This is a genomic window from Halolamina salina, assembly GCF_054653455.1.
This window is the reverse complement of sequence record NZ_BAAIGE010000002.1, coordinates 951989-964992: the sequence shown is the minus strand read 5'-3', so window position 1 is coordinate 964992 and position 13004 is coordinate 951989. Positions and strand designations below refer to the sequence as shown.

Here is a 13004-nt window from a genome sequence, read left to right as displayed (position 1 = left end):
TGGTTCGGGATGTCGGCGTCGCCGTGGCACGGCGCCGGCCCGAGCAGTGGATCTCCAGGCCGCGCTACTCGTCGAGTTCGAGATAGCCCCGGTGACAGTCGGGGCAGATGTCGCCCGGGCGAAGGTCCCTCGTCGATTCCGACGAGGTGATTCCACACTCGGGACAGCGGAGCGCCGCTTCGGTCGTCTCCAGATACCCCCGCCGGCAGTCGGGGCAGATATCGCCCGGCCGAAGCTCGGTCGTCGATTCCGGCGAGGTGATCCCGCACTCGGGACAGCGGAGCGTTCCGTCCGTCATACCGGTCTGGGCTACGTCCGACCACTTAGTTCCCGCGCCGCCCCTCGTCGCCCCCACCGACACACTCATGGATTGACACGCCCGATCGGGAGGCATGCACACGCACGGTGACGACGATGTCCAGTGAGGCGGACGAGCCGGTGAAGACGATCTGCCCGTACTGCGGCGTCGGCTGCGGGATTCGTGTCCGCGAGGGCGAGGAACGGGGGGAGATGAGTTTCATGCCGTGGGGCGACGCGCCGGTCAACGAGGGGAGCGTCTGCATCAAGGGCGGCGCGGCGACGCAGGTCGTCGATCACGAGGACCGGCTGACCGAACCGCTGATCAAGGAGGACGGGGAGTTCCGAGAGGCGACGTGGGACGAGGCGCTGAGCCGAGTCGTCGACGAGATGGAGTCGATCCGCGAACGGCACGGTCCCGACGGGATGGGCTTTTTCGGCTCCTCGAAGACGTTCAACGAGGAGAACTACCTGCTCCAGAAGCTGGCACGGCGGTACGGGACGAACCAGATCGACAACTGCACCCGGATGTGCCACGCCTCGACGGTCTGGGCGCTGCGGACCAGTCTCGGAATGGGGGCGATGACCAACAGCATGGCCGATCTGGAGGACTCCGCGGACGTGCTGTGGATTCAGGGCGCCAACCCCGGCGAGCAGCATCCCATCGCCAACAGCCAGTACTTCCGGCAGGCGGTGCTGGAGGGCGCGACGGTGATCCAGGTCGATCCCCACGCGAACAAGACCACCGAGTCGTTCGATATCGAGGGCACCGAGCGCCACATGCATCTCCAGTTGGAGCCGGGGACGGACATCCCGCTGCTCAACGTCGTACTGAAGACGATCCTCGAACGCCACGAGGAAGAGCCGGATGCAGGGTGGATCGACGAGGAATTCGTCGAAGAGCGCACGAAGGGGTTCGAGGACCTGAAGCAGACGCTCGCCGACTTCGACAAGGAGGCGGCCGCCGAGGAGTGCGGCGTCCCGCTCGAAGATATCGAGCGTGCCGCCGAGAAGTACGCGATGGGGACCGACGCCGCCATCTTCACCGGGATGGGGATGTCCCAGCACACCTGCGGCGTCGACAACGTCCAGAACGAGATCAACCTCGCGCTGCTCACGGGGAACCTCGGCAAGCCCGGCGCGGGTGTGAACCCCCTGCGCGGGCAGAACAACGTCCAGGGAACCTGCGACGTGGGCGCAATGCCGAACGTGCTCCCGGGGTACCAACTGGTCGACGACGACGAGGCCCGCGAGTCCGTCGAGGAGGTGTGGGGGTTCGAGATCCCGGCCGAACCGGGGCTGACGAACGTCGAGATCTCCCACGCGATCGGCGACACGGTCCACGGCCTGTACGTGATGGGCGAGAACCCCATCATGAGCGAGCCGGACGGCAACGCGACCGAGCAGCGGTTCCGCGAGGATCTGGGCTTCCTCGTGGTGCAGGACATCTTCATGACCGAGACGGCCGAGCTCGCGGACGTAGTGCTGCCGGCGACGACGTGGGCCGAACGCGACGGGACGGTCACCAACACCGACCGCCGTGTCCAGCGGATGCGCGGCGTCCACAAAGTCCACGAGAACACGCGCCACGACCTCGACATCCTCTCGGAGGTCGGAACGCGCCTGTTCGACGAGGGGTTCGACTTCGACGGGCCGGAGACGGTGTTCGAGGAACTCCGCGAGGTGTGTCCGATCATGCACGGGATGAGCTACGACGCGCTCGGGGAGGAGGGGCTGCACTGGCCCTGCTACGAGCCGGGCGACGAGGGCGATCCCTTCCTCTACGAGGAGGAGTTCGAGACCGAGGACGGCCTCGGCCGGATCGAGGGCGTCGTCCACCAGGAGCCCAAGGAGACGCCGGACGAGGAGTACCCCCTCGTGCTCACGACGGCGCGACTGGAGGAGCAGTACAACACGGGGACGATGAGCCGTCGCTCGCCGACGCTCTCCCGCCAGCAGCCGGAGAACTTCGTCGACGTCCATCCCAACGACGCCGAGCGCTACGGGATCGAGGACGGCGACGAGGTGCGGCTGCGCTCCCGCCGCGGGGAGATCACGGTCCGGGCGGACGTGACCGAGGCCATCAAGGAGGGTGTGGTCTGGACGACCCCGCACTTCGCGGCCGCCTCGGCGAACCGGCTGACGAACGACGTGCTCGACGAGCGGTCGAAGATTCCGGAGTACAAGGCGGCCGCCGCGGAGATCGAGGTGGAGATCGAGTCAACGGGTGGGGCGTCCGCGGACGACTGAGCGCCGACAAGAAAGTGGGCACGGAGGGGTTGGGAACCACGGTCGTTCCGCTACGCTCTATCCCTGCTTCAAATCTCTTCGACCGATCACAGATCAGCCGCTCGCGACCGTTGCTCGCGGCGGAGAAATGGGGACGGAGGGATTTGAACCCCCGGTCGACTGATATCTCCGGTGCGCCTCGGTCCTCCAGAGGGTCGTCGTCGCCGAGCGATGATCAGTCGCCGACTCGGTATATCAGTCTGGAGTTCGTCACCGGGCGCGTGGCCTCTGGAGTCAGTCGCCATCCCGGGCTTGGCCACGTCCCCTTGCACTCCTCGCTACATCCGTTCGGTGTAAAGGGATTTCGATCCGATTCAGTCCCGGTCGATCTCGGCCCAGTCGCACTCCTGGCACTTGTACGCCGTGACGAACTCCGTCACACTGGGCATGTAGCCGACGCTGATCACGTCGCCGCCGCACTCCGGGCAGTCCCGGTCGGCGTCCTCGATCGGTTCGGCCTCCAGCACGTCGTCGCCCTCGACCTGTTCGGCCAGCGATTCCGGCGTTACCATCCGTCCCTGCACGACGCGGTTGCTCATGTCCCACCTCTCGGCCTCCGGGGCCGTAAGCCCTGTCGGTCCGCCGCGGGAGAGTCCCGCGGGAACTACCCCCACGGGGCGGATAGGCCCACAGGGTTTTTGCCCTCGGCCACGTCGGCTCGGGTATGGGATTTGGATCGTACGACGAGTCTGAGCAGGAGAACCAGAACCAGGACACCAACGATCAGGCCGAGGGCGTCGACATCGACGGCGGCGAGGAGGGCGACCTCTCCTTCGAGTCCACCGAGTCGACCGACGAGCTGGTCGGCAAGCTCGACGAGATGCGCGACGACGAAGACGACGAATAGGCCCGTGACCCCCGCGTCACGAGCCCCACTTCGTTCTTGATCGAACGACCGAACAGCCCCGGCTCAGAGCCGCTCGAGTAGCTCCGCGAACTCCTCGATGTCGTCCATCTCCTTCCGCAACACGCCCAGCGCGCGCCGGAGCGAGCCGTGCTCCGCGAGGTAGGTGACCCCCACCGCCGACTTGAGCGCGTTGGCGGTGCCGCCGGTCACCACCGTCGGCCCGAGCTGTGCGACGGCGTCGTCGCCGACCGAGATCAGCCAGCCCGGGCTCTCCCAGTGCCACTGCTGGAGGTCGACGAAGCCGCCGTCGGCGGTCGCCGCGGCGACGACGTTCCGCGCCGCCGTCGCCGAGGCCCGCACGGCTGCAGAGGCGCTGGCGGGCACCGGCTCGCCGTCGGCGTCGACGATCCGGACCGCGTCACCGAGTGCGAACGTCCGCTCGTCGAGGCGGAGATCACCGCGGACCTCCGGGCGATCGCCGCCCATCGCCTCGTTCCCGCGGATGCCGCCGGTCCAGACGAACTGGTCGTAGTCGATCGTCCCGCCCTCGGTCGTGATCCTCGCGTCGTCGGCCGCGGTCACGGTGGTCCCCGTCCGCACATCGACGCCCTGCTCGTCGAGGAGTTCCCGGGTCGCGCGCTGGAACTGCTCGGGGAAACCGGGCGCGACGGTCAGCTCCTGTTCGAGCAGGACGATCTCGACGCTGTCGGCGACATCCCGCTCGCGGGCCATCGCGGCCAGTTCGCCCGCGACTTGCACGCCCGAGAGGCCCGCGCCGCCGACGACGACAGTGCCCGCCCGGTCGGCATCGGTCACGGGATCGTCGTGACCCAGTTGGTCGACGACCGCCTCGAACTCCCGGCGGATCGTCGCGGCGTGTTCCAGCCGCTTCAGCGGCGTCGCGTGCTCCTCGACGCCCGGGATGCCGTAGTACGCCGTCTCGGCCCCGAACGCGACCACGCAGTAGTCGTAGTCGAGCGTGTCGCCGTCGGCCAGCGAGACGGTCCGCGCGTCGCGGTCCACGTCCGTCACTTCCGCCTCCCGCAGCGTCGCCCGGTCGAGGATCTCCTCCAGCGGCACCGAGATGTCGTCGACGTAGTCAGGCTCCCGGACCGCCCGGTGGAGCTCGTGCTGGACGAGGTGGCTCCCCGTGTCGTCGACCAGCGTGAGCGTCGCCGACGCCGGGAGCCGCCGCTCCAGTTTCCGTGTCACCGTGAGGCCGGCGTAGCCGCCGCCGAGCACCAGAACGTCCATGGCCGAATCTTGGGCCTCCGGCGACAAAACGGTGTTCACGCCGGAGTTATCGCGTTCGCGGCGGCTACGAGACGCCCTCGCTCGCGGTGAACGCCTCGTAGTCGCCCTTGTCGATCACGGCCCGGAGCTGTTCGGCCACGTCGTACACGTCCGCGTAGCCGACGTACAGCGGCGCCGGGCAGATCCGGATCACGTTCGGTGGGCGGTAGTCGACGACCACCCCGCGCTCGCGGAGCGCCTGACTCACGCGGTCGGCGTCGGGGTGCTCGACGGCGACGTGGCCCCCGCGACGGTCGCTCTCGGCGGGCGTGCCGACCGAGTAGTCGTAGCCCGCCTCGGACAGATCCTCGACCAGCGTCGCGAGCAGTTCCGTGAGTTCGAGCGACTTCGCCCGAACGCGGTCGATCCCGGCCTCGTCGAGCAGGTCGAGCGACCCCTCCAGCGGCGCCGCCGACAGCATCGGCACGGTGCCGATCTGCCACGCGCCGGCCGACTGCTCAGGCGTGTAGGTGAGTTCGAGATCGAACTGGCTGGCCTTCTCGTTGCCCCACCACCCGGGGAGCGCGGGCGTCAGCCCGTGGTAGCGCTCGTTCACGTACAGCCCCGCGATCGATCCGGGGCCGGCGTTGAGGTACTTGTAGGAACACCAGACCGCGAAGTCCACGTCGGCCGCCGAGAACTCGTGAGGCACCGCGCCGACGGAGTGGGCCGCGTCGAACCCCGCGAGCGCGTCGTAGTCGTGGGCGAGTTCGGTCAGCCTCTCGACATCGAACAACTGACCCGAGCGGTAGAGGACGGTCGGCATGAACAGGATTCCCACGTCGTCGTCCATCGCCGCCGCGATATCCTCGTACTCGATCGTCCGGCCGTCGCGGCTCTCGACCAGCCGGAGGTGTTCGTCGGGGTCCAGCCCGCGCTGGCGGAACTGCGCCCGGATCGCGTAGTGGTCGGTCGGGAAGTCGAGTTCGTTCGCGACGACGACGTTGCCGGAGGCGTCGACCGGCGAGTCGTCGAGGGCGTCGGGGGCGTCCATCTCCCGTGCCGGCACGTCGGCGACGTGATCGAGGAACGTCCCGATCAGGCTGTGGATGTTGACGGTGGTGGAGTTGGCGACGACCACCTCCTCGGGATCGGCGCCGACGTACGGCGCGAGGCGCTCGCCGAGGTGCTCGGCGTACTCCCACCACGGCTGCTCGCCCTCGGTCCACCCCTCGATGCCGCGCTCGCGCCACTCGTCGACCACGCGGTCCAGCGTCCGTTCGGCGTCGTCGCTGATCGGTCCCAGCGAGTTCCCGTCCATGTAGAGCTCGCTCGGCACGTCGAAGCGGTCCCGGAACGCCGACAGCGGGTCGTCGGCGTCCCGCGCGGCGGCGTCCTCGCGGGCGATCGAGAAGGGGCTGCTCATGCACGGTTCTCCGTCCCGCCCGACAAAGGCGTTATCACACCGGCCGCCGTCGATCCCTCCCCACCCGCTCACTCCTCGCCGGCCAACTCGGCGTAGGCGTCCCACGACGGGTCCCGCGGCGGCTCGGTCCACTCCTCGCCTCGGAACCGGACGCCCGATCCCGCTACGACTTTCCCGACCTCGGCGACGGGCGTCCCCCGGCGCTCGATCGCCGCCCGGACCGCGTCGGCGTCCTCGGGCGCGACGGCGAGAACGAGCGTCCCCGAACTGGTGGCCTTCCACGGGTCGATCCCCAGCGCGTCACAGACCGCCTCGACGCCCGACCGCATCGGCGCCGCCTCGTGGCCGATCTCGAACCGGACGCCCGCGCTGCCGGCCATCTCGCAGAACGCCCCGAGCAGGCCGCCCTCGGTGGCGTCGTGCATCGCGGACACTTCTCCCCCTTCGGCGGCGGCCACGGCGTCGCGGACCAATCGAGCCTCGTCCAGCCCCGCGGCGGCGTCGGCGACCGTCTCCGGGTCCAGCCCGCGTTCCCCGAGTTCCTCGGGGTACAGCGACGCGAACAGGCCCGCGGTCTCGACGGCCGGCCCGCGAGTCACGAGCAGGCGGTCGCCCGGGCGCGCGCCGTCAGGGCGCACGACCGCCCCGGGGTCGCAGACGCCCATCGCCGTCGCGGCGCCGACCCACGGGAACTCGGCGCCGGGGTAGCGCGCGGTGTGGCCCGTGAGCACGCTGATCCCCAGATCACGACACTCCTCGTGGATCGCGCCCCAGAGCGCGTCGAACCCCTCGTCGGTGATGGACTCGGGCAGCGAGAAGGAGATCGCGAGGTGGCTCGGGAGCACGCCGGCGACGGCCACGTCCGAGAGCGCGATGTGGACCGCAAACCGGCCCGCGCGCTCGAACCCCAGCGCCGGGAGCACCGAGATCGGGTCGGTCGCGACCGCCAGCCCGGTTCCGTCGAGGTCGAGCAGTCCGAAGTCCACGCCCGCAGTCGGCCCCAGCGCCACGTCGTCGCGCTCGGCGCCGAGTCGGGGGGCGATCCGCTCGGCGAAGAAGCGCCGATCGATCTTGCCGCGGTCGGTCATGCCTCCGGCTGGGACCGGCGAGGACGTATGCCTGCCGACCGACGGCCGTCACTCCTCGACTTTCTCGGCCCGCAACGGGCGCTCGCCCGTCAGCCGACAGTCGAACCGCGGGTGCTCCGCGAAGTGACGCACGATCAGGTGGCGCCGCGAGCCGGTGATCCCCGCGTCGCCGACCGCCTCGGCGCCGAACTCGGGAGGCAGCGACTCGAACAGCTCACACAGTTCGCCGAAGGAGTCGAACACCTGCTCGTTCCCGGGCGTATCGGCGCCCCGGCGAGCGACTGCGTAGCTCCCGTCCCGTCGGTACTGGCCGACCGTCCGGAACAGTTCCAGCCGGCGCTCCAGCGCGTCGCCGACGGACTCCCGCAGCGCGAGCGCGGCCTCCCGGGGCAGCCGGTACGTCTCGCCGTCGACGGTCAGCCGGACCGCACCGTCCTCACTCTCGACCGCGACCGCGGTCTCGTCGTCCGAGAAGAACCCGATCAGGAGCGTGCTGACTCCGCATAGCCGATCGAAGTACCGCGACCGCGAAGAACGTGTCGGCTGTCAGTGAGGCGTTGTCACGCCACGGGGCCGTCGACTGCGAGGAGTCCGTCGTCGGTCGGCGTGGGCGTCGGTGTCGGCGTCGAGGTCGGCGTTGGAGTCGGCGTGTCCTCCCCGGATTCGGGCGTCGCCGTGCCGGAAGCGGGCGTCGCGGTTCCACCGGGTGTCGGCGTTCCCTCGGTCTCGCTGCCGTCGCCCGATCCGTCCTTGTTACCGAAGATGTCGGTCTCGATGGTGCGCTGGATGGAGTCCAGCCGTATCTCCACGGTGTCGCCGCCGAACGAGGAGAGGTCGATCCGGGCGTAGAACGTCACCTCCAGTTGCGTCGTCTGGTCGTTCTGGAGGTGGCTCACCCACCACTCGTCGAGGTTCTCGTTCTGCAGCGCCGTGGTCGCGCGGACGGTCTCCGTCTCCCCGGGGGGGATGCTGACCGCGCTGTCGGTCGCGCCCTCGCCCATCGTGACGTTGTTCATCTCGATCACGTAGCCAATCTCCGAGATCGCGACGGGGTTGAGATTGGGGTTGTACAGCTCGAACGCGGTGTCGATCTCGGTGGTCTCGTTGCTCACCGCGCCCCACTGGCCGCTGGTGCTGTTGAGCCAGAGCACTGGCTCGGGAGCGAACGGCCGATCCACGTTGATCGGGCGGTCCTCGTCGCTGTTGAAGCCGCCGATGACGTTGGTGTTCACCGAGCGCTCGATCTGGGGTTCGAACGACTGGCCGAGCAGGTCCGAGTGGATCGAGGCGTCGACGGTCAGCGTGGTGTTCTCGTCGTTCTCGACGTGGCTGACCCACCACGCCGGGATGCGGTCGTTGTTCATCAGCGTCGTAAGCGGGATCGAGGTGTTGCCGCTGGCGTTCACGCCCAGCCCCTCGCGCCCGCCGGTGGCCATCCGCACGTCGTTCATCTCGACGGCGTAGTCGATCGTGAGCCCGCCCAGCCGCACCCCGAACGGGTTGGGGTTGTTGACGACGATCTCGGACTCGATCGTCGTCGTGGACTCGTTCACCGGGCCGAACGCGTTGTCGACGCCGACGACCGAGGGCGCGCCGATGATCCCGACGGCCCACGCTCCACCGATCGAGAGCGACAGCACTCCGAGCACTGCGGCGGCGATCTTCAGCGTCGACGCCGCCGCGAGCTTCCCACCCAACATGGGCGGCCATGAACGTCGCTTCCCCTTAGACGCATCGGGCACGGGCCGGAAGCGTGTCGCTCATGCTGTCCGAGACCCTACATTCGGTATGGACGAACGCGCACGGACCGCAGTCGGGCTGGCAGCCGCGGCGGTGCTCGTCGTGGGGGGGACGCTCGCGACCGGCTACCTCCCGAGCACGCCCCGTTCGCAGCTGCTCGCCGGCGGCCTGATCGTCGCCGGCTTCGCGCTGGGCTTTCTCACCCTCGGGGAGTTCGAACTCCCCGACTAAGCGGCGCGGGACGCCCGGAACGAGTTGCCCGCGATCAGCCCACAGCACAGCACCGCCGCCCCCATCGTCAGCAGGGGGTTGAGCAGCCCCCCGATCGCCAGCGGGATCGCGACGGCGTTGTACAGCAGCGCGAGCCGATCGTTCCAGCGCCGCCGCCCGTAGCTCTCCGCCGAGTGGTCGAACGCCGCGGCGACGCCCGAGAGGTCGTCCTCGACCACGGCCAAATCCGAGGCCTCGGCCGCGAGCGCGGTTCCGCTGCCCAGTGAGATCCCCAGATCCGCCGCGGCCAGCGCCGGCGCGTCGTTGGTGCCGTCGCCGACCATCGCGACCGGCCCGTCGGCGCGCAGGCGCCTAACCGCCGCCGACTTCCCGGCCGGGGGGACCCCCGCGAACACGTGCGTGACGTGCGGGCTGGCGGCGAACTCGGCGGCCGCGGACTCGTCGTCGCCCGTGAGCACGACCACGTCCAGCCCCCGGTCGGCGAGGCGTTCGAGGGTCGACTCCCAGTCGGGTCGGGCCTCGTCGCCGACGATCACGATCCCCGACGCCGCGCCGTCCTCGCCGACGAGCACCGGCAGTTTCCCGGCCTCCCGCGCCTCAGCCGCCCGAGACGCGACGCCTTCGGGCACCGACCAGCCGCGCTCCGCGAACAGGTCCGGGTTCCCGACGAGCACCTGCCGGCCGTCGACGGTTCCCTCGACGCCGGTCGGGTGGCTGGTGAACGACTCGACTTCGGGGGTGTCGTCGCCGAACGCCTCGACGATCGCCGCGGCAGCAGGGTGGGCGGCCCGTCGTTCGAGTTCGGCCGCGGCCGCGAGCAGGTCGGCGGAGGCGTCGTGGTCGAGCACCTCCATCCGGCCGGTGGTGAGCGTCCCGGTCTTGTCGAACACGACCGTCTCGACGCCGCGCAGTCGCTCGAACGTCGTCTCGTCGAACACCGCGACGCCGTCCTCGAGCGCGCGGGCGACGCTCGTCCCCGCCGACAGCGGCGTCGAAAAGCCCAGCGCCCACGGCGACGCGGCGATGAGGGCCGTGAGCAGGCCGACGACGCCGACCGCGACGCGCCCGCCGCTCAGGGCGAACGCGCCGACGCCGGCGAGCAGCGCGACCGCCAGCAGCGGCGGCGTCACGCGCTCGGCGATCCGGTTCGCGCGGCGCTGCCCGCCGTGGGCCGCGCTCTGGAACCCCCAGACCGACGCCGCGAGACGGTCGACGCTGCTGGCCACGTCGTCGCCGACGGTCATCGTCGCCGCGCCCGTGGTGACTATCGAGCCGCCGATCAGTTCGTCGCCCGCCCGCTTCCGGACGGGCGTCGACTCGCCGGTGACGACCGCCTCGTCGACGGTACACTCGCCCTCGGCCAGCGTGCCGTCCACGGGCACGCGCTCGCCCTCGGGGACGAGCACGCGGTCGCCCGGTTCGAGCGCGTCGACCGGGACGGTCTCGGTCCCGGCGTCGGTTTCGCGGGTCGCGTCCGCGACGCGGGAGACGGTGAGGTCGGTCAGCGCGCTCGCGGCGTTGCGCTTCGCGAGCGACTCGTAGAACGTCGCGCCGGTGACGCCCGCGACCGCGACGACGGCGAGGTCGTAGTAGGCGCCGAACGTCCCCGCGAAGTAGCCCGCGATCCCGAACAGGTACGCCGCGACGGCGGTCAGCGTGACGAGCAGCCCCGTGTTGGGCGTCCGGAGCACGATCGCGATGTAGGCGTCCCGGAGCACGGGCGCGCCGGTGACGACGATGACGACGAACGTCAACACGAGGAAGACGGGCACGACCGTCGTGATGCTCGCACCGCCGCCCAACGGGTCGGCGAAGCCCAGCAGCGCCGCGAGGTGGGAGGGGTAGAACACGACGGCGTAGGGGATCAGCAGGAACGAGGCGAACACCACCCCCGCGGCGTAGCGGTAGCCCAGCGCGCCGTCGACGATGCCGCCGTCGGTGTCGACCGAACTGCCGGGCTCGCGCTCCTCGCGGGGCGTGGCGTCGTAGCCGAGGCCGGAGAGCGCCTCCGTCAGCGCCTCGGTCGGCGGCTCGCCGTCGCAGTCGACCCGGACCGACTCGGTGACGTAGCTGGCGTCGGCGGCGACGACGCCCTCGACGCCGGTCGCGACGGCTTCGAGGTACGCCTCACACGTCGCTGAGTGCATCCCTTCGACCGCGAAGAACGCCGACGTGGTCCCCTCGGCCGCGGCGTCGGCCGTCTCGGCGTCGCCGTCGGCAGGCTCGGGGAGGGTCTCGGCGACCGACCGACAGCCCGGCGAGCAGAACGCCCCCTCGCGGTGCTCGGGGACGGGGCTGTCACAGAGGTCGCAGACGGACGGATCGGACACGGGCGAGGGTACGTCCCCGTGGCGTAAGCCCTGTCGGTTCGGGGACGAGGGTTAGCTCCGGTAGCGCTGCTCGATCACCGGGCCGGGGTCCTCGTACCCCTCGCGGTGGCGGAGACACCGGCTCTCCCGCTCCGTGCCGACCGCGTTGGCGTCGGGATGTTCCTCGGTGCAGACGCTGCCGAACGCCTCGTCCAGCCGCGTCGCGGCGCCGTCCTCGTCGCCGGCGCGGGCCATCTCCACGGCCTCGTACACGACCGACGCCGCGTCGTCGGGCATGTTCAGCGAGACGCCGTCGGCGGTCTCCTCGGCGTCGAACAGTTCGAGTAAGAGCTCGTCGACCGTCGACACGTCCTGGATCCCCAGGCGCTCTTTGACCACGTCGACGATGCTCTTCTCGGCGTTGGCGCGGGCCCGGAGCACCGAGTGGAGCTGGTCGAGCGCCTCCCAGTGCTCGCCGGAGACGCTGTACTCGTCGGGGCGGATCTTCGCCGGGCAGCGCGTGGAGAACCGACAGCCGGTCGGCGGGTCACGCGGGCTGGGCGGCGTCCCGCGCAGCGTGATGCGCTCGCCGGTCTCGACCAACGAGCCGGGGATCGCCGACAGCAGCGACTCGGTGTACGGGTGGGCGGGATCCTGGAACACCTCCTCGGTCGGCCCCAGCTCCATCACCTCGCCCAGATACATCACCGCCACGCGGTCGGCGATGTGTCGGACGACGCTCAGGTCGTGGGCGATGAACAGGAAGGTGAGACCGAGCTCCTCTTGGAGGTCCTCGAGGAGGTTGATGATCCGGGCCTGCACGCTCACGTCCAGCGCGCTGACAGGCTCGTCGAGCACGAGGAACCGCGGCTCGAGCGCGAGCGCGCGGGCGATGCCGACGCGCTGACTCTGCCCGCCGGAGAACTGGTGGGGGTAGCGGTAGAAGTGCTCCTCCTGCAGCCCCACCTGTTCGAGCAGGTAGCGCACGCGGTCCTCGCGCATCTCCGAGGCGTGTTTGGTCACCTCGACGCGCACCTCGGCCTCGTCGGTCTCGACGTCCACGTCGTCGATCGACAGCGGGGCGTCCTCGCGGACGGTGACGCTGTCGTCGACGCCGACGGTGATGTCGGGTCGCTCGCCCTCCTCGGCGCGGTGGACGAGCTTGCCCGACACCTCGCGGTCGTCGCTGACCGACACCGCGAGATCCGGCCAGTCGTGGGCGTCGAGCGGCTCGCGGATGATCTCGCCGACGGTCATCCGCTCGTTCAGGCTGGCCTCGGGGTCTTGAAACACCATCTGGGCCTGACTCTGCCACTCCCGGAGCTCCCGCCCCGAGATGCTGGTCACGTCGGTGTCGTCGGCGACGACCTCCCCCTCGGTCGCCTTCTCGAGGTTGAGGATCGTCCGCCCCAGCGTGGTCTTCCCACAGCCGGACTCGCCGACGAGCCCGAGCGTCTCGCCCTCGCGGATGTCGAAGCTGACGCCGTCGACGGCTTTCACGGGATCGCCGCCGAACAGGCCGCCGTCGTCGTAGTACTTCTTCA

Annotated in this window: 12 protein-coding genes and 1 tRNA gene; 3 read left to right on the top strand and 10 right to left on the bottom strand. The window is 70.2% G+C overall.

Annotated features, from left to right (window positions below; genetic code table 11):
- Positions 1-64: 64 nt before the first annotated feature.
- Entirely contained in the window at positions 65-298 is a 234-nt protein-coding gene (locus ACYQZ5_RS05555) for a hypothetical protein (RefSeq protein ID WP_379731121.1), read from the bottom strand.
- A gap of 116 nt (positions 299-414) precedes the next feature.
- Here ACYQZ5_RS05555 and fdhF point away from each other — a divergent pair, with 116 nt between their 5' ends.
- Positions 415-2547 carry a formate dehydrogenase subunit alpha gene (gene fdhF / locus ACYQZ5_RS05550; protein WP_379731123.1) on the top strand — a complete coding sequence of 711 codons (2133 nt, stop codon included), beginning with the start codon at positions 415-417 and terminating at the stop codon, positions 2545-2547.
- Positions 2548-2675: 128 nt separating this feature from the next.
- Here the strand turns inward: fdhF and ACYQZ5_RS05545 are convergent.
- Together ACYQZ5_RS05545 and ACYQZ5_RS05540 are read right to left on the bottom strand one after the other, a co-directional pair.
- Positions 2676-2852, bottom strand: a tRNA-Trp gene (locus tag ACYQZ5_RS05545).
- 48 nt (positions 2853-2900) lie between these two features.
- Entirely contained in the window at positions 2901-3125 is a 225-nt protein-coding gene (locus ACYQZ5_RS05540; RefSeq protein WP_379731124.1) for a DUF5795 family protein, read from the bottom strand.
- A gap of 125 nt (positions 3126-3250) precedes the next feature.
- Between ACYQZ5_RS05540 and ACYQZ5_RS05535 the strand changes: the two genes are divergently transcribed.
- Complete coding sequence (locus ACYQZ5_RS05535) at positions 3251-3433, top strand: DUF5786 family protein (RefSeq protein ID WP_379731125.1); 183 nt, start codon at positions 3251-3253, stop codon at positions 3431-3433.
- A 63-nt stretch (positions 3434-3496) separates the two neighbouring features.
- Here ACYQZ5_RS05535 and ACYQZ5_RS05530 read toward each other — a convergent pair whose 3' ends face one another.
- From ACYQZ5_RS05530 to ACYQZ5_RS05510, 5 genes are all read right to left on the bottom strand, one after another.
- Positions 3497-4687: an NAD(P)/FAD-dependent oxidoreductase gene (locus tag ACYQZ5_RS05530; RefSeq protein ID WP_459845433.1), complete on the bottom strand. Its 1191-nt coding sequence runs from the start codon at positions 4685-4687 to the stop codon at positions 3497-3499.
- 64 nt (positions 4688-4751) lie between these two features.
- Positions 4752-6092: a kynureninase gene (gene kynU / locus ACYQZ5_RS05525; RefSeq protein ID WP_379732435.1), complete on the bottom strand. Its 1341-nt coding sequence runs from the start codon at positions 6090-6092 to the stop codon at positions 4752-4754.
- A 68-nt stretch (positions 6093-6160) separates the two neighbouring features.
- Positions 6161-7180 carry an AIR synthase family protein gene (locus ACYQZ5_RS05520; protein WP_459845431.1) on the bottom strand — a complete coding sequence of 340 codons (1020 nt, stop codon included), beginning with the start codon at positions 7178-7180 and terminating at the stop codon, positions 6161-6163.
- Positions 7181-7228: 48 nt separating this feature from the next.
- Complete coding sequence (locus ACYQZ5_RS05515) at positions 7229-7573, bottom strand: DUF7528 family protein (RefSeq protein ID WP_459077189.1); 345 nt, start codon at positions 7571-7573, stop codon at positions 7229-7231.
- Between the two features lie 167 nt (positions 7574-7740).
- Entirely contained in the window at positions 7741-8880 is a 1140-nt protein-coding gene (locus ACYQZ5_RS05510) for an LEA/WHy family protein (protein ID WP_379732370.1), read from the bottom strand.
- 88 nt (positions 8881-8968) lie between these two features.
- Here ACYQZ5_RS05510 and ACYQZ5_RS05505 point away from each other — a divergent pair, with 88 nt between their 5' ends.
- On the top strand, positions 8969-9151 hold the full coding sequence (locus ACYQZ5_RS05505; RefSeq protein WP_379732371.1) for a hypothetical protein: 183 nt from the start codon (positions 8969-8971) through the stop codon (positions 9149-9151).
- On the opposite strand, the gene ACYQZ5_RS05500 is transcribed toward ACYQZ5_RS05505, so the two are convergent.
- Together ACYQZ5_RS05500 and ACYQZ5_RS05495 are read right to left on the bottom strand one after the other, a co-directional pair.
- Positions 9148-11481, bottom strand: a complete 2334-nt coding sequence (locus tag ACYQZ5_RS05500; RefSeq protein ID WP_459845428.1) for a heavy metal translocating P-type ATPase — start codon at positions 11479-11481, stop codon at positions 9148-9150. The genes ACYQZ5_RS05505 and ACYQZ5_RS05500 overlap by 4 nt on opposite strands.
- A 51-nt stretch (positions 11482-11532) precedes the next feature.
- Complete coding sequence (locus ACYQZ5_RS05495; RefSeq protein ID WP_459846594.1) at positions 11533-12960, bottom strand: ABC transporter ATP-binding protein; 1428 nt, start codon at positions 12958-12960, stop codon at positions 11533-11535.
- Positions 12961-13004 lie beyond the last annotated feature (44 nt).